Annotated in this window: 20 protein-coding genes; 16 read left to right on the top strand and 4 right to left on the bottom strand. The window is 54.8% G+C overall.

Features of this window, described 5'->3' with window-relative positions; genetic code table 11:
* The first annotated feature begins 29 nt into the window (after nt 1–29).
* Nucleotides 30–2,291 (top strand): 5-methyltetrahydropteroyltriglutamate--homocysteine S-methyltransferase, encoded by a 2,262-nt coding sequence (metE, locus tag C7387_RS22100; protein WP_038252956.1) that lies wholly within the window; start codon nt 30–32, stop codon nt 2,289–2,291.
* A gap of 39 nt (nt 2,292–2,330) precedes the next feature.
* Here metE and C7387_RS22095 read toward each other — a convergent pair whose 3' ends face one another.
* The gene (locus C7387_RS22095) at nt 2,331–3,140 is read right to left on the bottom strand and encodes a dienelactone hydrolase family protein (RefSeq protein ID WP_038252953.1); all 810 of its coding nucleotides are present in this window, start codon (nt 3,138–3,140) and stop codon (nt 2,331–2,333) included.
* A 259-nt stretch (nt 3,141–3,399) separates the two neighbouring features.
* Between C7387_RS22095 and udp the strand changes: the two genes are divergently transcribed.
* From udp to tatD, 9 genes are all read left to right on the top strand, one after another.
* Nucleotides 3,400–4,161 (top strand): uridine phosphorylase, encoded by a 762-nt coding sequence (gene udp, locus C7387_RS22090; RefSeq protein ID WP_006816590.1) that lies wholly within the window; start codon nt 3,400–3,402, stop codon nt 4,159–4,161.
* A gap of 136 nt (nt 4,162–4,297) precedes the next feature.
* Nucleotides 4,298–5,725: a DNA recombination protein RmuC gene (gene rmuC / locus C7387_RS22085; RefSeq protein WP_120817515.1), complete on the top strand. Its 1,428-nt coding sequence runs from the start codon at nt 4,298–4,300 to the stop codon at nt 5,723–5,725.
* Between the two features lie 66 nt (nt 5,726–5,791).
* The gene (ubiE, locus tag C7387_RS22080; protein WP_006816588.1) at nt 5,792–6,547 is read left to right on the top strand and encodes a bifunctional demethylmenaquinone methyltransferase/2-methoxy-6-polyprenyl-1,4-benzoquinol methylase UbiE; all 756 of its coding nucleotides are present in this window, start codon (nt 5,792–5,794) and stop codon (nt 6,545–6,547) included.
* Between the two features lie 13 nt (nt 6,548–6,560).
* Entirely contained in the window at nt 6,561–7,166 is a 606-nt protein-coding gene (gene ubiJ / locus C7387_RS22075; RefSeq protein WP_006816587.1) for a ubiquinone biosynthesis protein UbiJ, read from the top strand.
* Nucleotides 7,163–8,803, top strand: coding sequence for a ubiquinone biosynthesis regulatory protein kinase UbiB (gene ubiB, locus C7387_RS22070; RefSeq protein ID WP_006816586.1), 1,641 nt, complete (start codon nt 7,163–7,165; stop codon nt 8,801–8,803). The genes ubiJ and ubiB overlap by 4 nt, the downstream gene beginning before the upstream one ends.
* A 188-nt stretch (nt 8,804–8,991) precedes the next feature.
* Entirely contained in the window at nt 8,992–9,246 is a 255-nt protein-coding gene (tatA, locus tag C7387_RS22065; protein ID WP_006816585.1) for a Sec-independent protein translocase subunit TatA, read from the top strand.
* 3 nt (nt 9,247–9,249) lie between these two features.
* Nucleotides 9,250–9,804, top strand: a complete 555-nt coding sequence (gene tatB, locus C7387_RS22060; RefSeq protein ID WP_120817514.1) for a Sec-independent protein translocase protein TatB — start codon at nt 9,250–9,252, stop codon at nt 9,802–9,804.
* A gap of 2 nt (nt 9,805–9,806) precedes the next feature.
* Entirely contained in the window at nt 9,807–10,580 is a 774-nt protein-coding gene (tatC, locus tag C7387_RS22055) for a Sec-independent protein translocase subunit TatC (RefSeq protein ID WP_006816583.1), read from the top strand.
* 42 nt (nt 10,581–10,622) lie between these two features.
* Entirely contained in the window at nt 10,623–11,405 is a 783-nt protein-coding gene (tatD, locus tag C7387_RS22050; protein WP_038252948.1) for a 3'-5' ssDNA/RNA exonuclease TatD, read from the top strand.
* 8 nt (nt 11,406–11,413) lie between these two features.
* Here tatD and rfaH read toward each other — a convergent pair whose 3' ends face one another.
* Nucleotides 11,414–11,902: a transcription/translation regulatory transformer protein RfaH gene (gene rfaH / locus C7387_RS22045; protein WP_120817513.1), complete on the bottom strand. Its 489-nt coding sequence runs from the start codon at nt 11,900–11,902 to the stop codon at nt 11,414–11,416.
* Between the two features lie 180 nt (nt 11,903–12,082).
* Between rfaH and ubiD the strand changes: the two genes are divergently transcribed.
* Both ubiD and fre read left to right on the top strand, forming a co-directional pair.
* Nucleotides 12,083–13,564, top strand: coding sequence for a 4-hydroxy-3-polyprenylbenzoate decarboxylase (gene ubiD / locus C7387_RS22035; protein WP_120817512.1), 1,482 nt, complete (start codon nt 12,083–12,085; stop codon nt 13,562–13,564).
* Between the two features lie 38 nt (nt 13,565–13,602).
* On the top strand, nt 13,603–14,304 hold the full coding sequence (gene fre / locus C7387_RS22030; protein WP_006816579.1) for an NAD(P)H-flavin reductase: 702 nt from the start codon (nt 13,603–13,605) through the stop codon (nt 14,302–14,304).
* A gap of 80 nt (nt 14,305–14,384) precedes the next feature.
* Here fre and fadA read toward each other — a convergent pair whose 3' ends face one another.
* Nucleotides 14,385–15,548 carry an acetyl-CoA C-acyltransferase FadA gene (gene fadA, locus C7387_RS22025; protein WP_038252946.1) on the bottom strand — a complete coding sequence of 388 codons (1,164 nt, stop codon included), beginning with the start codon at nt 15,546–15,548 and terminating at the stop codon, nt 14,385–14,387.
* A 9-nt stretch (nt 15,549–15,557) separates the two neighbouring features.
* Nucleotides 15,558–17,747: a fatty acid oxidation complex subunit alpha FadB gene (gene fadB, locus C7387_RS22020; RefSeq protein ID WP_038252945.1), complete on the bottom strand. Its 2,190-nt coding sequence runs from the start codon at nt 17,745–17,747 to the stop codon at nt 15,558–15,560.
* Between the two features lie 190 nt (nt 17,748–17,937).
* On the opposite strand from fadB, the gene pepQ reads away from it, so the two are divergent.
* Genes pepQ through hemG form a run of 4 tightly spaced genes read left to right on the top strand, consistent with a single transcriptional unit; the run spans nt 17,938 to nt 21,922 of the window.
* Nucleotides 17,938–19,269: a Xaa-Pro dipeptidase gene (gene pepQ / locus C7387_RS22010; RefSeq protein ID WP_038252943.1), complete on the top strand. Its 1,332-nt coding sequence runs from the start codon at nt 17,938–17,940 to the stop codon at nt 19,267–19,269.
* Nucleotides 19,269–19,883: an IMPACT family protein gene (locus tag C7387_RS22005; RefSeq protein WP_006816574.1), complete on the top strand. Its 615-nt coding sequence runs from the start codon at nt 19,269–19,271 to the stop codon at nt 19,881–19,883. The genes pepQ and C7387_RS22005 overlap by 1 nt, the downstream gene beginning before the upstream one ends.
* 41 nt (nt 19,884–19,924) lie before the next feature.
* Nucleotides 19,925–21,376, top strand: coding sequence for a Trk system potassium transporter TrkH (gene trkH, locus C7387_RS22000; RefSeq protein ID WP_006816573.1), 1,452 nt, complete (start codon nt 19,925–19,927; stop codon nt 21,374–21,376).
* A gap of 12 nt (nt 21,377–21,388) precedes the next feature.
* A complete protein-coding gene (gene hemG, locus C7387_RS21995; protein ID WP_006816572.1) occupies nt 21,389–21,922 on the top strand; it encodes a menaquinone-dependent protoporphyrinogen IX dehydrogenase in 534 nt (177 codons plus the stop codon).
* Nucleotides 21,923–22,357 lie beyond the last annotated feature (435 nt).

Raw genomic sequence — 22,357 nt, 5'->3', positions numbered from 1 at the left:
AATACTGAAATTTCTCTGAGAGGCATACCATGACAATTATTAATCACACCCTCGGTTTTCCTCGCGTTGGCCTGCGTCGCGAGCTGAAGAAAGCACAAGAGAGCTACTGGGCGGGGAATTCAACTCGTGAAGAACTGCTGGCGACCGGTCGCGAACTGCGCGCCCGTCATTGGCAACAGCAACAGCAGGCCGGTGTTGATCTGCTGCCGGTCGGCGATTTCGCCTGGTACGACCATGTTCTGACCACCAGCCTGCTGCTGGGTAATGTGCCGGCTCGTCATCAGAACAACGACGGCTCAGTCGATATCGATACGCTGTTCCGTATCGGGCGTGGTCGTGCACCTACTGGTGAACCAGCGGCCGCAGCGGAAATGACCAAGTGGTTCAACACCAACTACCACTACATGGTGCCGGAGTTCACCAAAGGTCAGCAGTTCAAACTGACCTGGACCCAACTGCTGGATGAAGTGGACGAAGCGCTGGCGCTCGGGCACAAGGTAAAACCGGTGCTGCTGGGGCCTGTCACTTATCTGTGGCTGGGTAAAGTGAAGGGCGAGCAGTTTGACCGTCTGAGCCTGCTGAACGACATTCTGCCGGTGTACAAGCAGGTTCTGGCGGAGCTGGCAAAGCGTGGTATCGAGTGGGTGCAGATTGATGAACCCGCACTGGTGCTGGAATTGCCGCAGGCGTGGCTTGCGGCGTTCAAACCGGCTTATGACGCGTTGAACGGCCCGGTTAAGCTGCTGCTGACCACCTATTTTGAAGGCGTTACGCCAAATCTGGAGACCATCACCGCGCTGCCGGTACAGGGACTGCATGTTGACCTGGTGCACGGTAAAGATGATGTGGCCGAGCTGCATCGCCGTCTGCCTGCCGACTGGCTACTCTCCGCGGGTCTGGTGAACGGTCGTAACGTCTGGCGCGCCGATCTGAGTGAAAAATACGCACAAATTAAGGATATCGTAGGCCTGCGCGCTCTGTGGGTGGCTTCTTCCTGCTCGCTGCTGCACAGCCCAATCGATCTCAGCGTTGAGACACGTCTGGATGCAGAGGTGAAGAGCTGGTTTGCCTTCGCTCTGCAAAAATGTGAAGAGCTGGCGCTGCTGCGCGATGCGCTGAACAGCGGCGATACCGCCAAAATTGTGGCGTGGAGCGCCCCGATTCAGGCTCGCCGTCACTCCACTCGTGTGCACAACGCGGCGGTAGAAAAACGTCTGGCAGCGATTACCGCTCAGGACAGCCAGCGTGAGAATGCCTACCCGGTGCGTGCTGAAGCACAGCGTGCGCGCTTTAACCTGCCAGCGTGGCCGACCACGACGATTGGTTCTTTCCCGCAGACCACTGAGATCCGCGGCCTGCGTCTGGATTTCAAAAAGGGAAATCTGGATGCCAACAACTACCGCACCGGTATCGCTGAGCACATCAAGCAGGCCATTGTGGAGCAAGAGCGCCTGGGGCTGGACGTGCTGGTACACGGTGAAGCCGAACGTAATGACATGGTGGAGTATTTCGGTGAGCACCTCGACGGCTTTATCTTTACCCAGAACGGTTGGGTGCAGAGCTACGGCTCCCGCTGCGTGAAACCGCCGGTGGTTATTGGTGATGTCAGCCGCCCGGCACCTATCACCGTAGAGTGGGCGAAGTACGCTCAGTCGCTGACCGACAAACCGGTAAAAGGCATGCTGACTGGCCCGGTGACCATTCTCTGCTGGTCCTTCCCGCGTGAAGACGTCAGCCGTGAAACCATCGCTAAACAGATTGCCCTTGCCCTGCGTGATGAAGTGGCCGATCTGGAAGCGGCAGGTATCGGTATCATCCAGATTGATGAGCCGGCGCTGCGCGAAGGCCTGCCGCTGAAGCGCAGCGACTGGGATGCGTATCTGCAGTGGGGCGTTGAAGCCTTCCGCATCAACGCTGCCGTCGCGCAGGATGAAACCCAGATCCACACCCACATGTGTTATTGCGAGTTTAACGACATCATGGATTCCATCGCCGCGCTGGATGCCGACGTGATAACGATTGAAACCTCGCGCTCTGACATGGAGCTGCTGGAGTCATTTGAAGAGTTCGAATACCCGAATGAGATTGGACCGGGCGTGTATGACATCCACTCTCCGAACGTTCCGAGCGTGGAATGGATTGAAGCCCTGCTGGCAAAAGCGGCCCAGCGTATTCCGGCGGAGCGTCTGTGGGTAAACCCGGACTGCGGCCTGAAGACCCGCGGCTGGCCGGAAACCCGTGCTGCACTGGCTAACATGGTTAAAGCGGCGCAGAACCTGCGTCAGGCGTAATGAATCGGCCCGGAGGCATTATGCTTACCGGGCCTGTTGTTATTTTTTACTTCCATACTGCGAAAACCACGCCAGCATCCGCTGCCAGCCATCGTGCGCCGATTCAGCATGATAGCTCGGGCGATAATCCGCATTAAACGCGTGTCCGGCTTCCGGATAAATCACGATTTCCGCTTTCGCATTCGCGGCTCTCAGCGCATGGCGCATAGTTTCGACGGTATCCAGCGGAATACCGGTATCCTGCCCCCCGTATAACCCCAGCACGGGGGCATTCAGGTTCACCGCAATATCAACCGGATGTTTTGGCGAGTTAAGGGTTTTATCCCCGACCAGTTTTCCGTACCAGGCAACGGCCGCTTTGAGCTGCGGGTTATGGGCAGCATACAGCCAGGCAATACGGCCGCCCCAGCAGAAACCCGTGACCATCAGGCGATGGGCATCACCACCGTTGCGGGCAGCCCAGCTGGCAACGTGGTCGAGGTCAGCCAGCACCTGTGCATCGGGCACTTTGCTTACCAGGCCGCTGAAAAGCGTCGGGATATCTGCGTAGTCGTTCGGATCGCCCTGGCGGAAATAGAGCTCCGGGGCAACCGCCAGATAGCCTTCCAGCGCCAGGCGGCGGCACAGATCGCGAATATGTTCGTGCACGCCAAAAATTTCCTGTATCACCATAACGACGGGGAGCGGACCTTCGGCGTGTTTTGGACGAGCGTACCAGGCCGGCATGCTTTCGCCCTGGGAAGGAATCGATGTATCGCCTGCGGTGATAGCGTCGTCAGATGTATGTACGATAGTTGAAGCGTGCGGCGCAGCAGCAGGTGCAAATCCAGGTTGTTTTTGTGTTGTCATGGCATTCTCCATACCCTGTAATAATTAGCGCATCGATAACTATAGACTGCACGTTAACAAACCATCATGTCGTAAACAGGCTATCTTTTGTGCAGTGGCCGGCGACATTGCTTGTTAATGTGATGCAAATCACCAATTAATGAGAATTCAATGTAATATTTTTCATTCATGGTGACTGCCATCACGAAAATACCCGCAGGGCTTCTGTAAAGTGTCTTTTTACTTCTGCTGACCATCTGAACCACAGAGGAGTTTTTTTATGTCCAAGTCTGATGTTTTCCACTTAGGCCTCACCAAAAATGATTTACAAGGGGCTACGCTTGCCATCGTCCCTGGCGATCCGGAGCGTGTTGAAAAGATCGCCGCGCTGATGGAAAAGCCGGTTAAGCTGGCATCGCATCGTGAATTCACTTCCTGGCGCGCTGAACTCGATGGCAAAGCAGTGATTGTTTGCTCTACCGGGATCGGCGGTCCATCTACTTCTATCGCAGTCGAAGAACTGGCACAGCTGGGTATTCGCACCTTCCTGCGCGTGGGCACCACCGGCGCTATTCAGCCGCACATCAACGTTGGCGACGTACTGGTGACTACCGCATCTGTGCGCCTCGACGGTGCCAGCCTGCACTTTGCGCCGCTGGAATTCCCGGCGGTTGCCGACTTCGCATGTACTACCGCACTGGTAGACGCCGCGAAATCTGTCGGGGCGACTACCCATATTGGCGTTACCGCCTCTTCTGATACCTTCTACCCGGGTCAGGAGCGTTACGACACCTTCTCTGGTCGCGTTGTGCGTCAGTACAAAGGCTCGATGGCAGAATGGCAGTCTATGGGCGTCATGAACTACGAAATGGAGTCAGCGACGTTGCTGACCATGTGTTCCAGCCAGGGCCTGCGTGCCGGGATGGTGGCGGGTGTTATCGTCAACCGTACCCAGCAGGAAATCCCGAACGCTGAAACCATGAAAAAGACCGAAAGCCACGCGGTGAAAATCGTGGTCGAGGCGGCTCGTCGCCTGCTGTAACTTTCCCTTCTTTGAAAAGGCCGACCTGTTCGGCCTTTTTTTTTGCGTAACACCTCGCAGGAAATCCCTTTTAAACTGGACGTTTATACAGCACAATTCTATTTTGTGCGGTAAGCGGTTGAAGCAGGAGGGAACAGTGGATATCTCAATCATACTGAGCGCGGTCGTCGCGCTGGTGGCAGGCGTACTGATTGGCTGGCTGGCGGAGCGATCTCGCGCGGCCCAGCTACAGGCCGATCTTCTGGCCGAACAGCGTGAGATGTACGGTGAACTGAGTGCAACCAAACAGCAGCTGCTGCAAAGCGAACACTGGCGTGAAGAGTGTGAACTGCTGAACAACGAGCTACGCAGCCTGCGGGAAATCAATACCTCACTTGAGGCTGATCTGCGTGAAGTCACTACTCGCCTGGAATCCACCCAACTGCATGCCGAAGATAAAATTCGCCAGATGGTTAACAGCGAGCAGCGCCTGAGCGAACAGTTCGAGAACCTCGCCAATCGTATTTTTGAACATAGCAATCGTCGGGTAGACGAGCAGAACCGCCAGAGTCTGGGAAGCCTGCTGACCCCGCTGCGTGAACAGCTCGATGGTTTTCGTCGTCAGGTGCAGGACAGCTTTGGCGTGGAGGCTCGCGAGCGGCATACGCTCGCCCATGAGATTCGTAACCTGCAACAGCTTAATGCACAGATGGCTCAGGAAGCGGTGAACCTGACGCGGGCGCTGAAAGGTGATAACAAAACGCAGGGTAACTGGGGGGAGGTCGTGCTTACCCGGGTGCTTGAGGCCTCTGGCCTGCGCGAAGGGCATGAGTATCAAACCCAGGTCAGTATTGAGACCGACAACCGCGCACGCATGCAGCCTGATGTGATTGTCCGCCTGCCACAGGGCAAAGATGTGGTCATCGATGCCAAGATGACTCTCATCGCCTACGAGCGTTATTTCAACGCCGAGGATGAGTACACCCGAGAAAGCGCGTTGCAGGAGCATATCGCCTCTGTTCGCAGCCATATTCGTCTGTTGGGGCGCAAAGATTACCAGCAGCTTCCAGGGCTGCGATCGCTTGATTACGTGCTGATGTTTATTCCCGTCGAACCCGCGTTCCTGTTGGCAATAGACCGGCAGCCCGAACTGATAACTGAAGCGCTGAAAAATAACATTATGCTGGTTAGCCCGACGACGCTTCTGGTGGCGCTACGCACGATTGCTAACCTCTGGCGCTACGAGCACCAGAGTCGTAATGCCCAACAAATTGCCGATCGCGCCAGCCGTCTGTATGACAAAATGCGTCTTTTCGTGGATGACATGACTTCCGTCGGGCAAGGGCTCGACCGGGCGCAGGAAAACTACCGCCAGGCGATGAAAAAACTCGCATCAGGGCGTGGAAATCTGTTGGTGCAGGCCGAAGCGTTCAGGGGGTTGGGGGTTGAAGTTAAACGCGAAATTAACCCGGACCTTGTTGAACAGGCCAGCGCTCAGGATGAAGAATATCGCCTGCGAGAAGCGCAGAACGGTGAAGAGGAGCGTGAAGAAAACGATCGTTCCAGCATCTTCCGGGAAGGTTGAGTCGTAGGGGAAATGCAGCCAATCTGTTACACTCGCAGGACATTTTTTTGATAAGCAGGCATTAAGATGGCTGAGGATTCACAAGACACGACGCACTTTGGCTTCCAGACCGTAGCCAAAGGACAGAAAGCTGATATGGTGGCGCACGTATTTCACTCTGTTGCCGCGAAATACGACGTGATGAACGACCTGATGTCATTCGGTATTCATCGTTTGTGGAAGCGCTTCACCATTGACTGCAGCGGCGTTCGTCGTGGGCAGACCGTGCTGGATCTGGCCGGAGGCACTGGCGATCTGACGGCAAAATTCTCTCGTCTGGTCGGTGAAACCGGGCGGGTTGTTCTGGCAGATATCAACGACTCCATGTTGAAAATGGGTCGTGAGAAACTGCGTAATATCGGTGTGATAGGGAATGTGGAATACGTGCAGGCGAACGCCGAAGCGCTGCCTTTCCCGGACAACACCTTTGACTGCATTACCATCTCTTTTGGTCTGCGTAACGTCACCGATAAAGACAAAGCGCTGCGTTCTATGTTCCGCGTGCTGAAGCCGGGTGGCCGCCTGCTGGTGCTCGAGTTTTCTAAACCGATTATCGATCCGCTCAGCAAAGCCTACGATGCCTATTCATTCCACATTCTGCCACGCATTGGCGAAATGGTGGCAAACGATGCGGAAAGCTATCGCTATCTGGCAGAGTCTATCCGTATGCACCCGGATCAGGACACTCTGAAATCCATGATGCAGGACGCAGGCTTTGAAAGCGTGGACTACTACAACCTGACGGCAGGGATTGTGGCGCTGCATCGCGGCTACAAATTCTGACAGGAGGGACACCATGCCTTTACAGCCATTAGTCACCGCCGGAATCGAATCGATTCTGAACACCTTTCTCTGGCGCGAACGAGCGCTGAAACCGGCCCGCCAACGGCTGATGGGAAAAGTGCTGCGCATCGAGCTTAAAGAATTTTCCTCACCGCTGATTCTGGCTTTTAGTGAGCAGCAGATTGACGTGCTGGGGGCATGGGAAGGTGAGGCTGACTGCACGGTTGTTACCCGTGCCAGCGTTCTGCCGCAGTTGCGTAATCGTCAACAGCTAACGGCGCTTATCCGCAGCGGTGATCTCGAAGTGCAGGGTGACCTCCAGGTGGTGCAGAACTTTGTTGCGCTCGCCGATCTGGCCGAGTTCGACCCTGCTGAACTGCTGGCACCTTACACCGGCGATATCGCCGCCGAGGGGGTCAGCAAACTGTTACGCGGCGGTGCCGCCTTTTTACGTCACGGTTTTCAGCGCCAGCAACGTTATGCCGCCGAGGCGTTAACGGAAGAGTGGAAGCTGGCGCCGGGACCACTGGAAGTGGCATGGTTTGCTGAAGAAACGGCGGCCGTTGCGCGTAGCGTTGATGCATTAATGAAGCGGCTGGAAAAGCTGGAGGGACAATGACGCCAGGGGAAATGCGGCGCCTGTATTTCATCATCCGCACCTTTCTAAGTTACGGACTCGACGAACTCATCCCAAAAATACGCATTACGCTGCCGCTTCGCATCTGGCGGCGGATGCTGTTCTGGATGCCTAACCGCCATAAAAATAAACCGTTAGGCGAACGTCTGCGTCTGGCACTGCAGGAGCTGGGTCCGGTATGGATCAAGTTTGGTCAGATGCTGTCAACGCGACGGGATCTCTTCCCCCCGCAAATTGCCGATCAGCTGGCGCTGTTGCAGGACCGCGTTGCCCCGTTTGACGGTAAGCTCGCGAAGCAGCAGATCGAACAGGCGATGGGCGATATCCCGGTGGAGACCTGGTTTGATGATTTTGACATCGAGCCGCTGGCCTCTGCCTCCATCGCGCAGGTGCATACTGCCCGCCTGAAGGCAAATGGTCAGGATGTGGTAATCAAAGTTATCCGTCCCGATATTCTGCCGGTGATCAAAGCCGACATGCGCCTGATTTACCGCCTTGCACGCTGGGTACCGCGATTACTGCCTGACGGCCGTCGTCTGCGCCCGATGGAAGTGGTGCGTGAGTATGAAAAGACGCTCATCGACGAACTGAACCTGCTGCGGGAAGCCGCCAACGCCATTCAGCTGCGCCGCAATTTCGAAAATAGCCCGATGCTCTACGTACCGGAAGTGTATTCTGACTACTGTAGCCAGAATATGCTGGTGATGGAGCGTATTTACGGCATCCCGGTGTCGGACGTGGAAACCCTGGAAAAACAGGGCACCAACATGAAGCTGCTGGCCGAGCGCGGTGTTCAGGTCTTCTTTACCCAGGTGTTCCGCGATAGCTTCTTCCATGCAGACATGCACCCGGGCAACATTTTTGTCAGTTACGATCATCCAGAAGATCCGCAATACATCGGGATCGACTGCGGCATTGTTGGTTCGCTCAATAAAGACGACAAGCGCTATCTGGCGGAGAACTTTATCGCCTTCTTCAACCGTGATTATCGCAAAGTAGCGGAGCTGCACGTCGATTCTGGTTGGGTACCGTCGGATACCAACGTCGAAGAGTTTGAATTCGCCATTCGTACCGTATGCGAGCCAATCTTCGAGAAACCGCTGGCAGAAATCTCATTTGGCCATGTGCTGCTAAACCTGTTCAACACCGCGCGGCGCTTCAATATGGAAGTGCAGCCTCAATTAGTTTTACTTCAGAAGACGTTACTTTACGTTGAGGGCGTAGGCCGCCAGCTCTATCCTCAGTTAGACTTGTGGAAGACGGCGAAGCCGTTTCTGGAGTCGTGGATTAAAGATCAGGTGGGGCTCCCGGCGCTGGTGCGTGCTTTCAAAGAGAAAGCGCCGTTCTGGATCGAAAAAATGCCAGAAATCCCTGAACTGGTTTATGACAGCCTGCGCCAGAGCAAACAACTGCAGCGTAGTATTGATAAGATAGCGACCGACATGGCGTCTAATCGTACCCGACAGGGGCAGTCACGTTATCTGTTTGGTATAGGCGCGGTTTTACTTCTGAGCGGTACCCTGCTTCTGATCAACCGTCCTGACTGGGATCTGATGCCGGCCTGGATTATGGCTGGCGGTCTGGTTGCCTGGCTGATTGGCTGGCGGAAAACGCGCTGAGTTTTGCATCGCTATCGTATATACCCTAAATAATTCGAGTTGCAGGAAGGTGGCAAGTGAGTGAATCCCCAGGAACTTACTCAGGTAAGTGACTGAGGTGAACGAATGCGGCCAACGCACATGCAACTTGAAGTATGACGGGTATAATGTAGGTTGATTATTTCATCATCTATAACAGAGGAATATTTATGGGTGGTATTAGCATTTGGCAGTTACTGATTATCGTCGTGATTGTGGTTCTGCTTTTCGGGACTAAAAAGCTGAGCTCGTTGGGATCTGACCTGGGCGCATCTATCAAAGGCTTCAAAAAAGCCATGGGTGATGATGAAGAGAAGAAGGATAACTCCGCGCAGGATGCAGATTTCACTGCAAAATCCATCTCTGATAAGCCAGACGATGCCAAGAAAGACGGGGCGAAAAGCCACGACAAAGAGCAGGTGTAATTCGTGTTCGATATTGGTTTTAGTGAACTGTTGCTGGTCTTCGTTATTGGCCTGATTGTACTGGGACCAAAGCGATTACCTGTGGCAGTAAAAACGGTGGTGGGCTGGGTGCGGGCGCTACGTTCGCTGGCGGCCACCGTTCAAAACGAGTTGACCCAGGAGCTGAAGCTTCAGGAATTCCAGGACAGCCTGAAGAAGGTTGAGAAAGCCAGCATGGAAAACCTGACGCCTGAGCTTAAAGCCTCGATGGATGAGCTGCGCGAAGCGGCAGAGTCTATGAAACGCTCCTATACCATTCACGATCCTGAGAAAGCCAGCGACGAAGCTAACACCATCCATAACCCGGTGGTGAAAGGCTCCGAAGCGCAGCGGGAAGGGGTTACGCCTGCTACTGCTGAACATCAGGCAGCTGTTGAAGCGACTGCTCCACAGACCGAGCCTGCGGTGGCCCCGGCAGAGGAAACCCTGCATGTAACACCCGTTGCTGAGCCCGAGAAGGTGAAAGCGGCTGCTGCACCGGCTTCAGGATCCACCCCCGCATCAAGTGATAAAGCGTAAACATGAGCGTAGAAGATACTCAACCGCTGATTTCGCATCTGATTGAGCTGCGTAAGCGTCTGCTTAACTGCATCATCGCGGTTTTTGCCATATTTCTGGCGTTGGTTTATTTCGCCAATGATATCTATCAGGTGGTGTCTGCCCCGCTGATCCAGCACATGCCGAAAGGCGCGACGATGATCGCGACGGATGTGGCCTCGCCGTTCTTTACCCCTATCAAGCTGACCTTCATGGTGTCGATTATTCTGTCGGCTCCGGTCATCCTGTATCAGGTGTGGGCGTTTATCGCCCCGGCGTTGTACAAACACGAGCGCAAGCTGGTGGTGCCACTGCTGGTTTCCAGTACGCTGCTGTTTTATATCGGGATGGCGTTCGCCTACTTCGTGGTCTTCCCGCTGGCGTTTGGTTTCCTGACCCACACGGCGCCGGAAGGGGTTCTGGTCTCGACGGATATCAAGAGCTACCTCGACTTCGTTATGGCGCTGTTTATGGCGTTCGGGGTGTCGTTTGAGGTGCCGGTTGCGATTGTTCTGCTGTGCTGGGTCGGCGTTACGACGCCGGACGATCTGCGCAGCAAGCGCCCGTACGTGCTGGTAGGTGCGTTTGTCGTCGGCATGTTGCTGACGCCACCCGATGTATTCTCGCAAACGCTGTTGGCGATACCGATGTACTGTCTGTTTGAGGTGGGGGTGTTCTTTGCCCGCTTCTATACCGGTAAACGGCAGTCTCGTGATGAAGACGCCGCGGCGGATGAAGCCGAAGAAAAAGAAGAGTAATCAACAACCGCCCGTCAGGGCGGTTGTCATATGGGGATTAGCATGTTTGATATTGGCATAAACCTGACCAGCCCGCAGTTCGCCAAAGACAGGGATGATGTGGTTGCCCGCGCCCGTGAGGCTGGAGTCAGCGGTATGCTGCTCACCGGCACGAATCTGCACGAAAGCACCGAAGCGCAGCGTCTGACTCAACGCTATGCGCGCTGCTGGTCTACGGCTGGAGTTCACCCGCACGACAGCAGCCACTGGACCCCGCAAACTGCCGATGCCCTGCGGCAGCTGGCACAGCAGCCTGGCGTGGTGGCTATCGGTGAATGCGGCCTCGACTTCAATCGTAACTTTTCGACGCCGCAGGAGCAGGAATATGCGTTCAGCGCGCAGCTGGCGCTGGCGGCCGAACTTAATATGCCGGTGTTCCTGCACTGTCGTGATGCCCACGTGCGCTTTCTGGCGCTGCTGGAACCCTGGCTGAGTCAACTGCCAGGTGCAGTCGTACACTGTTTTACCGGTAGCCGGGAAGAGATGCAGGCATGCGTCGACCACGGTCTGTACATTGGGATCACCGGATGGGTGTGCGATGAGCGTCGGGGAATGGAACTGCGTGAGATGCTGCCGCACATTCCGGCAGAACGCCTGCTGATTGAAACCGATGCCCCGTACCTGCTCCCGCGTGATTTGTCGCCGAAGCCTGCATCAAGGCGTAATGAGCCGATGCATCTTGCCCACATTATGGAGCGTATCGCGCACTGGAGGGGCGAAGAGGCGCAGTGGCTGGAAACGGTAACGGACGATAATGCCAGAAAACTGTTTGGCGTGGCGTTCTGATCTGCGACTCAGGTTTTACGGAAATCGGTATTTTTAACGCTCTGCAGCACCTGTTTGTTGAGCAGGTTCAACAGTAGCATGGAGCGCGCTTCGCCATCCGGCTCGGTGAATATCGCCTGCAGGCCTTCGAAAGCGCCTTCGGTAATCACCACACTATCGCCAGGCCAGGGCGTATCAGGATCGATGATGCCTTCCGGCGGGTTGACTGAAAGCTGGTGAATAACGGCAGAAGGTACCGTCGCAGGCTGAGAGCCAAAGCGAACAAAGTGGCTGACGCCGCGGGTGGCGTTGATGGTGGTGGTGTGGATAACCTCAGGGTCGAATTCGACAAACATATAGTTCGGGAACAGAGGTTCGTTAACGGACGTCCTTTTGCCCCGGACGATTTTCTCCAGGGTGATCATCGGTGTCAGGCAATGCACGGCCTGGCGCTCCAGATGTTCCTGAGCACGCAACAGCTGCCCACGTTTGCAGTACAGTAAATACCAGGCTTGCATAATCACTCTTTCCCGTTAACTCGCGGCAAGCATAACAAATGCCAGGGACGATCGCTAAATTGAATATCACCGCGAGTTTTCGCCGAATTGTGGTACTTCACGCTAATTTAACAAAAATACAGCATCACGTTGGCGAACACCGTATAATGAATCGCTTATCAAGAGGCCATAACGTACTCCATGAAATACAACGACCTACGCGACTTTCTGACATTGCTGGAACAGCAGGGCGAACTGAAACGCATCTCGCTGCCGGTTGACCCCCACCTCGAAATCACTGAGATTGCCGATCGTACCCTGCGTGCCGGTGGTCCGGCGCTGCTGTTTGAAAACCCAAAGGGTTACAGCATGCCGGTGCTGTGCAATCTGTTTGGCACTCCGAAACGTGTGGCGATGGGAATGGGGCAGGAAGACGTCAGCGCGTTGCGTGAGGTTGGTAAGCTGCTGGCCTTCCTGAAAGAGCCGGAGCCGCCAAAAGGTTTCCGTGACCTGTTTGATAAGCTGCCGCAGTTCAAGCAGGTGTTGAACATGCCGACCAGGCGTCTGCGTGGCGCATCTTGCCAGCAAAAAGTGATGTCTGGCGACGATGTCGATTTGACGCGAATTCCTGTCATGACCTGCTGGCCGGAAGATGCTGCACCGCTCATCACCTGGGGACTGACCGTCACCCGTGGTCCGCACAAGGAGCGGCAAAATCTCGGGATTTATCGCCAACAGCTGATTGGCAAAAACAAGCTCATCATGCGTTGGTTGTCCCATCGTGGCGGTGCGCTGGATTATCAGGAGTGGTGTGCAGCGCATCCGGGCGAACGTTTCCCGGTTTCCGTTGCGCTGGGGGCCGACCCGGCAACCATCCTCGGCGCCGTGACGCCAGTACCGGACACGCTGTCTGAATATGCGTTTGCCGGACTGCTGCGTGGCACTAAAACCGAAGTGGTGAAATGCATTTCGAACGATCTTGAGGTGCCTGCCAGCGCAGAGATTGTCCTTGAAGGTTATATTGAGCCGGGCGAGATGGCGCCGGAAGGTCCTTATGGCGATCATACGGGCTACTACAATGAAGTGGACAGTTTTCCGGTCTTTACCGTCACGCACATCACGCAGCGCGAAGATGCTATTTATCACTCTACCTATACCGGGCGTCCGCCAGATGAACCGGCGGTTCTGGGCGTAGCGCTTAATGAAGTTTTCGTACCCATTCTGCAAAAGCAATTCCCGGAAATTGTCGATTTTTATCTGCCGCCGGAAGGCTGTTCATACCGCCTTGCCGTCGTGACGATGAAAAAACAGTACGCCGGACATGCAAAACGCGTCATGATGGGCGTTTGGTCGTTTTTGCGCCAGTTTATGTACACTAAATTTGTGATCGTCTGCGATGATGACGTTAACGCGCGTGACTGGAACGACGTTATCTGGGCGATTACGACACGTATGGATCCGGCCCGTGATACGGTGCTTGTTGAAAATACGCCAATTGATTATCTGGATTTTGCCTCGCCGGTTTCCGGCCTGGGTTCAAAAATGGGGCTGGATGCCACAAACAAATGGCCGGGAGAAACCCAGCGTGAGTGGGGACGTCCTATCAAAAAAGATCCCAACGTCACGGCGCGTATCGACGCCATCTGGGATGAACTGGCCATCATGAATGACGGTAAAAGTTGAGAGACCGTTTTGCCTAACAGACCCGACAGAGGGAGCGCATGACAACCTTAAGCTGTAAAGTGACCTCGGTAGATGCCATCACCGACACTGTTTATCGCGTACGTTTAGTACCGGAAGCCCCGTTTTCGTTTCGCGCCGGTCAGTATCTGATGGTGGTGATGGATGAGCGCGATAAGCGCCCGTTCTCTATGGCCTCCACGCCTGCTGAACAGGAATTTATTGAGCTGCATATTGGTGCATCTGAGCTCAACCTGTACGCCATGGCCGTGATGGACAGGATCCTGAAAGAGCGCGAAGTGGTTGTCGATATTCCTCACGGCGATGCCTGGCTACGCGACGACGAGCAGCGTCCGCTGATCCTGATTGCTGGCGGGACGGGCTTCTCTTACGTGCGTTCGATTCTGCTGACCGCACTGGCGCAGGATCCGAACCGCGACGTGGTTATCTACTGGGGCGGTCGTGAAGAAAAACATCTCTACGATCTCTCTGAGCTTGAGGCGTTATCGGTCAACCATCCGAATCTGCGCATCGAACCTGTGGTGGAGCAGCCGGAAGAGGGCTGGCGCGGACGTACCGGAACGGTACTGACGGCGGTTCTGCAGGATTTTGGTACGCTGGCCGAGCACGATATCTATATCGCTGGCCGCTTCGAGATGGCGAAAATTGCCCGCGATCTGTTCTGCAATGAACGCGATGCGCGTGAAGATCGCCTGTTTGGCGACGCTTTCTCCTTTATTTAGAAATAGAAATAAAAAACCCGCCCCTGACAGGCGGGAAGAACGGCAACTAAACTGATGCCGGGCCGTGGCCCGGCTTTTTATTACACTCTTTCAAAGACCGTCGCGATCCCCTGACCCAGCCCGATACACATCGTCGCCAGACCAAACTGGGCGTCTTTACGTTCCATCAGGTTAATCAGCGTGGTGCTGATGCGGGCACCGGAACAACCCAGCGGGTGACCAAGCGCGATAGCGCCACCGTTGAGGTTGATCTTTTCATCGATCTGCTCCATCAGTCCCAGATCTTTAATGCAAGGTAGGATCTGTGCGGCAAAGGCTTCATTCATTTCAAACAGATCGATATCGCTCGCCGTCAGGCCTGCTTTTTTCAGCGCCAGCTTAGAGGCTGGAACCGGGCCGTAACCCATAATTGACGGGTCGCAGCCCACTACCGCCATTGAACGGATACGAGCACGTGGCTTCAGGCCAAGCTCGCGGGCACGGCTTTCACTCATTACCAGCATGGCAGCAGCACCGTCGGAGAGGGCCGAGGAGGTCCCTGCAGTCACGGTACCCGTCACCGGATCGAACGCTGGGCGCAGGGTAGAAAGCGCTTCAACGGTGGTCTCCGGACGGATAACTTCGTCGATATAGAACTGTTTCACCACGCCGTCGGCGTCGTGACCGCCGGTCGGCAGGATCTCATTTTTAAACGCACCAGACTGAGTGGCAGCCCAGGCGCGAGCGTGAGAGCGGGCAGCGAAGGCATCCTGCATTTCACGGCTGATGCCGTGAAGGCGCGAGAGCATTTCTGCAGTTAATCCCATCATTCCCGCCGCCTTTGCCACGTTACGACTCATGCCCGGGTGAAAATCCACGCCGTGGCTCATCGGGACATGACCCATATGCTCCACGCCGCCAATCAGGCAGGTTTGCGCATCGCCGGTCATGATCATGCGTGCCGCATCATGCAGCGCCTGCATGGAAGAACCACACAGGCGGTTAACGGTAACCGCCGGGACTGAATGTGGGATTTCAGCCAGCAACGAGGCGTTGCGGGCGATGTTGAACCCCTGTTCAAGGGTTTGCTGTACGCAACCCCAGTAGATGTCGTCAACCGCAGAAGGGTCCAGCGCCGGATTGCGCGCCAGCAGGCTGCGCATCAGGTGGGCGGAGAGATCCTCCGCGCGCACGTTACGGAAAGCACCGCCCTTTGAACGGCCCATCGGGGTACGAATTGCATCAACAATGACAACCTTTTCCATTGCGACTCCTTAAGCCTTTTTCAGCTCACCCACCGGGCGGGCAGGTTCAACCGGGGGATAGTACGCTTCGTTATGACGCGCTTTGGTACGCAGACCTTCCGGAACCTGATACAACGGGCCCAGGTGCTCATACTGCTGCGCCATATCGAGATATTTCGCGCTGCCGAGTGTGTCCAGCCAGCGGAATGCGCCGCCGTGGAACGGAGGGAAGCCTAAGCCATACACCAGCGCCATATCCGCTTCCGCAGGGCTTGCGATAATGCCTTCCTCGAGGCAACGGACAACTTCGTTGACCATCGGGATCATCATCCGGGCGATGATTTCCTCGTCGCTGAAGTCGCGTTTTGCTTTGCTCACGTCAGCCAGCAGGCTATCTACCGCCGGATCTTCTTCTTTCTTCGGCTTGCCTTTGCTATCTGCGGTGTAGCGCCAGAAGCCGAGGCCGTTTTTCTGCCCGTAGCGGCTGGCGTCAAACAGCGCATCAATGGCGTCGCGGTAATCTTTCTGCATGCGCTGCGGGAAGCCCGCGGCCATCACGGCCTGTGCATGGTGCGCCGTGTCGATACCGACCACGTCGAGGAGATAAGCCGGACCCATCGGCCAGCCGAATTGTTTCTCCATCACTTTGTCGACTTTGCGGAAATCAGCCCCGTCGCGCAGCAGCTGGCTGAAACCAGCGAAGTAAGGGAACAGTACGCGGTTGACGAAGAAGCCTGGGCAATCATTGACCACGATAGGGGTTTTGCCCATTTTGCTCGCCCACGCCACCACTTTAGCAATGGTGCTGTCGGCGGTTTTCTCGCCGCGGATGACTTCCACCAACGGCATACGGTGTACCGGGTTGAAGAAGTGCATGCCGCAGAAGTTTTCCGGCCGCTTCAGCACGCTTGCCAGTTCGCTAATCGGAATGGTCGAGGTGTTGGAAGCCAGTACCGCGTCAGGGCGTACTTTGTCTTCGGTTTCTGCCAGAACGGCTTTTTTTACTTTCGGGTTTTCTACTACGGCTTCAACCACCACATCGACACGCTCAAAACCAGAGTAGTCGAGGGTTGGATGAATAGTAGAGATAACGCCCGCCAGTTTCAGACCGTCGATTTTTCCGCGTTCCAGCTGTTTATTCAGCAGTTTGGCGGCTTCGGTCATACCGAGGGTCAGCGATTTGTCGTTGATATCCTTCATAATCACCGGTACGCCTTTCCAGGCGGACTGGTAAGCAATACCGCCACCCATGATCCCGGCGCCGAGGACGGCTGCCTGTTTCGGGGTTTCGATATTTTTGGTCAGATGCTTTGCCTGACCCTTAACATATTGGTCGTTGAGGAAAATACCGACCAGCGCACGGGCTTCAGGAGTATGGGCCAGAGGAACGAAGCTCTGGTTTTCCAGCTTCAGTGCTTCATCACGCCCCAGTTTTGCAGCCGCTTCAATCGTTTTCACTGCGGTCATCGGCGCCGGGTAATGTTTTCCGGCAGTTTGCGCCACCATGCCTTTGGCGATGGTGAAGCTCATGGCAGCTTCAATTTTGCTAAGCTTCAGCGGCTCAAGCTTCGGCTGACGTTTCGCTTTCCAGTCGAGATCGCCGTTAATTGCCTGACGCAGAATAGTAAGGGCACCATCGCGCAGTTTCTCGGTTTTGACCACGCCATCGACGAGACCAATCTTCAGCGCCTGTTCAGCACCAACGTCTTTTCCGGCTGCGATGATTTCCAGTGCGCTGTCGGCACCCAGCAGGCGCGGCATGCGAACAGAGCCCCCGAAGCCAGGCATGATGCCCAGTTTGGTTTCCGGCAGGCCAATACGCAGATCCGGCGTTGCCAGACGGTAGTCGGTGGCCAGTACACATTCGCAGCCCCCACCCAGCGCATAGCCGTTGATGGCGGAGATGGTCGGTACCGGTAAGTCTTCAAGACGGTTAAATACGCTGTTGGCAAAATGCAGCCATTGGCTCAGCTGCTCCTGAGGGACCAGGAACAGCGACAGGAATTCGGTGATATCCGCGCCGACGATAAACGCCGCTTTCTCAGAACGCAGCAGCAGACCTTTTAAGTCATGTTGTTTTTCGAGCACGTCCAGCGCGCTGCCGAGGCTTGCTACGGTTGCGGTATCGAGCTTGTTGACCGAGCCGGGGGCATCGAACACCAGTTCGGCAATGCCATCTTCCAGCCAGTCGAGGTACAGGGTGTCGCCTTTGTAGAGCATGTCAGTCTCCTGAATCCAGCAAAGTAATCTGGTCGTACCAGATGAAACGGAGTGTGGATTTTATGTTAATAAAATGCAAATTAGTCTTTAAAGAAATGCCAGCTTGATCACGCTCGGCAGAAATCACGCAGGCAGAATGAGGTGTGCTAAGATGCGGAGACTTGTGGGCAAAAGAACAGAAGGGTAGAACATGGAATCATTGGCTGCACTCTATAAAAATCATATTGTTACCTTACAGGAACGGACCCGCGACGTACTCGAGCGCTTTAAGCTTGATGCGCTACTTATTCATTCTGGCGAACTGGTTAACGTTTTCCTCGACGACCATCCTTATCCATTCAAAGTTAACCCACAGTTCAAGGCCTGGGTTCCGGTCACGCAGGTGCCAAACTGCTGGCTGTTGGTGGATGGCGTCAACAAACCGAAGCTGTGGTTCTATCTGCCGGTGGATTACTGGCATAACGTCGAACCGCTACCAACCTCTTTCTGGACTGAAGATGTCGAAGTGATCGCACTGCCAAAAGCGGATGGCATCAGCAGCCTGTTACCGGCAGCGCGTGGCAACATTGCCTATATTGGTCCGGTACCGGAGCGCGCACTGGGCCTTGAGATCCCGGCGGATAAAATCAACCCGAAAGGGGTGATTGACTACCTGCACTACTATCGCGCCTACAAAACAGACTACGAGCTGGTCTGTATGCGTGAAGCGCAGAAAACGGCGGTTAATGGCCACCGCGCAGCGCATGAGGCTTTCCTCTCCGGAATGAGCGAGTTCGATATTAACCTCGCCTATCTGACCGCAACCGGTCATCGTGATACCGACGTGCCGTACAGCAACATTGTGGCGCTGAATGAACATGCCTCTGTGCTGCATTACACCAAACTCGATCACCGCGCGCCGTCAGAGCTGCGCAGCTTCCTGCTGGATGCTGGTGCAGAATATAACGGCTATGCGGCTGACTTGACCCGTACCTGGGCGGCCCATGGTGATAACGACTTTGCGCATCTGATAAAAGATGTGAACGACGAACAGCTGTCGCTGATTGCCACGATGAAGTCGGGTACCAGTTATGTGGATTATCACATCCAGTTCCATCAGCGCATCGCTAAACTGCTGCGTAAACATCAGCTGATCACCGGCATGAGTGAAGAAGCGATGGTCGAAAACAACATTACCGGGCCGTTTATGCCGCACGGTATCGGTCACCCGCTGGGGCTGCAGGTACATGATGTTGCAGGCTTCATGCAGGATGATAAAGGCACGCACCTGGCTGCCCCATCAAAATATCCTTATCTGCGCTGTACCCGTACGCTTGAGCCGCGCATGGTCCTGACTATTGAGCCGGGGATTTACTTTATTGAATCACTGCTGGCGCCATGGCGTGAAGGACAGTTCAGCAAACACTTCAACTGGCAGAAAATTGATGCTCTGAAGCCGTTCGGTGGGATCCGCATTGAAGACAATGTGGTTATCCATGAAAACAGCATCGAAAACATGACGCGAGACCTGAAGCTGGCGTAATGGAGAGTTGGTTGATACCGGCGGCGCCGGTGACTGTCGTCGAAGAAATTAAAAAGAGCCGCTTTATTACCCTTCTCGCGCATACCGAAGGGGTTGAAGCGGCGAAAGCCTTTGTTGAATCCGTTCGGGCTGAGCACCCTGATGCCCGTCACCATTGTGTGGCGTGGGTGGCGGGTGCGCCTGACGACTCTCAACAACTGGGGTTTTCAGATGATGGTGAACCGGCGGGAACGGCGGGAAAACCCATGCTGGCTCAGCTGATGGGCAGCGGCGTGGGGGAGATAACTGCCGTCGTGGTGCGTTACTACGGCGGTATTCTGTTGGGGACCGGCGGGCTGGTGAAAGCCTATGGTGGTGGTGTCAGCCAGGCGTTGGGCCAGCTCACCACGCTCTGCAAGATGCCGTTAACTGAATATACTTTGCAGTGTGAATATGGGCAGTTAAGCGGGATTGAAACGCTGCTGGGCCAGTTTTCCGGGAAAATTACGGATAGCGATTATCAGGTCAATGTCAGCCTCCGGGTTGCGCTTCCGGCCTCGGAAGTGGCGAACTTTTCCGCGAAGCTGGCTGATTTTAGTCGTGGTTCATTGCAATTACTCAAGATTGACGAATAATCCCCACCAGACTTTTTTGTATATCAAAGGAAGCGGCAGAGATGCATTTTCGCGCCATAACCCGAATCGTTGGACTACTGGTCATCTTATTCTCGGGAACGATGATTGTTCCTGGACTGGTGGCACTGATTTATCGCGATGGTGCGGGACGTGCCTTTACACAAACCTTTTTTGTCGCGCTGGCTATCGGTTCACTGCTGTGGTGGCCAAACCGTCGGGAAAAGCGCGAACTGAAATCGCGTGAAGGGTTCCTGATAGTCGTCCTGTTCTGGACAGTGCTGGGAAGCGTTGGTGCCCTGCCGTTTATCTTTGCCGAGCAGCCAAACCTGACGGTGACGGATGCCTTCTTCGAATCTTTCTCCGGCCTGACCACTACCGGTGCGACAACGCTGGTGGGGCTGGACTCATTACCCCACGCTATCCTTTTCTATCGTCAGATGCTGCAGTGGTTTGGCGGGATGGGGATCATCGTCCTGGCGGTGGCTATTTTGCCTATCCTTGGGGTAGGGGGGATGCAGCTGTATCGTGCAGAGATGCCTGGTCCGCTTAAAGACAACAAGATGCGCCCACGTATCGCCGAAACGGCGAAAACGCTATGGCTCATCTATGTACTGCTGACAGTCGCCTGTGCGCTGGCGCTGTGGTTTGCGGGGATGCCGGCGTTCGATGCGATTGGCCATAGCTTCGCGACCATCGCCATCGGTGGGTTCTCTACTCACGATGCCAGCGTCGGCTTCTTTAATAGCCCAACGATTAACACCATCATCGCGGTCTTCCTGCTGATCTCTGGCTGTAACTACGGTCTGCACTTCTCCTTGTTGAGCGGGCGTAGTCTGAAAGTGTACTGGCGCGACCCTGAATTTCGCATGTTCATTGGTGTACAGTTGACGCTGGTCCTCATCTGTACCCTGATGCTGTGGTTCCATAATGTATATGGCTCCGCGCTGATGACGCTCAACCAGGCTTTCTTCCAGGTGGTCTCGATGGCGACTACGGCGGGCTTTACGACAGACAGTATTGCCCGCTGGCCGCTGTTCCTGCCGGTGCTATTACTGTGTTCTGCATTTATTGGTGGGTGTGCCGGGTCGACGGGCGGTGGCCTGAAGGTGATTCGTATCCTGCTGCTGTTCAAGCAGGGAAACCGTGAGCTGAAACGTCTGGTTCACCCGAATGCCGTCTATAGTATTAAGCTGGGTAATCGGGCGCTGCCGGAACGTATTCTTGAGGCAGTGTGGGGCTTCTTCTCTGCTTATGCGCTGGTCTTTATCGTCAGCATGCTGGCTATCATCGCCACAGGTGTTGATGATTTCTCTGCCTTTGCTTCCGTGGTAGCGACGCTGAACAACCTCGGGCCTGGGCTTGGGGTTGTCGCGGATAACTTTGCCAGTATGAATCCGGTCGCGAAGTGGATCCTTATCGCCAACATGCTGTTCGGTCGTCTGGAAGTCTTTACGCTGCTGGTACTGTTTACCCCAACATTCTGGCGCGAATAACAGGAGTATCTGTTGAAAACGTTGATTCTTTTCTCAACCCGCGATGGGCAAACCCGTGAGATTGCCTCCTTTCTGGCTTCTGAACTGAAGGAGCTTGGGGTCAATGCGGAGGTGATGAACCTCCACCGGGCTGGCAACATCATGTGGAATCAGTACGATCGCGTGGTGATTGGGGCTTCTATTCGTTACGGCCACTTCCATTCATCGCTGGACAGCTTTGTGAAAAAGCACGTGCAGGTACTGAATACCTTACCCAGTGCTTTTTACACCGTGAACCTGGTTGCCCGTAAACCGGAGAAGCGTACGCCGCAGACCAACAGCTACACGCGCAAGTTCCTGTTGAACTCGCCGTGGCAGCCAACGCAGTGCGAAGTGTTTGCTGGTGCGCTGCGTTATCCCCGCTATCGCTGGTACGACCGCTTTATGATTCGTCTTATTATGAAGATGACCGGCGGGGAAACGGATACGAATAAAGAAGTGGTGTATACCGACTGGCAGCAAGTGTCCGATTTTGCCCGACAAATCGCGCAACTCGTGAGCAAATAGCACTAAAATTCGGCGTTGAGACTGAAAATTAAGCGAACGATAAGTTTTTTTGAATTTATGCTTGTCACTTCAGAATTACTCCCTATAATGCGCCTCCATCGACACGGAACAACGGCAAACAAGCCGCCGGGTTGAAAGAGTTTCTCCGGAAATTCTGCCAGAGAAAAGCGAAAATAATCGCTTGACTCTGAAGGAGGAAAGCGTAATATACGCCACCTCGCGACAGAGCGCTAAGGCGCGTCGCAACTGCTCTTTAACAATTTATCAGACAATCTGTGTGGGCACTCAAAGTGACATGGATTCTTAACGTCCTCGGACGATAAATGAATACCAAGTCTCTAGAGTGAACACGTAATTCATTACGAAGTTTAATTCTACGAGCATCAAACTTAAATTGAAGAGTTTGATCATGGCTCAGATTGAACGCTGGCGGCA

This window comes from Yokenella regensburgei (assembly GCF_003634235.1).
In the GTDB taxonomy this organism is placed as follows: domain Bacteria; phylum Pseudomonadota; class Gammaproteobacteria; order Enterobacterales; family Enterobacteriaceae; genus Yokenella; species Yokenella regensburgei.
Note: the sequence above shows the minus strand (reverse complement) of the source record. Positions and strands in the feature narration are given on the sequence as shown.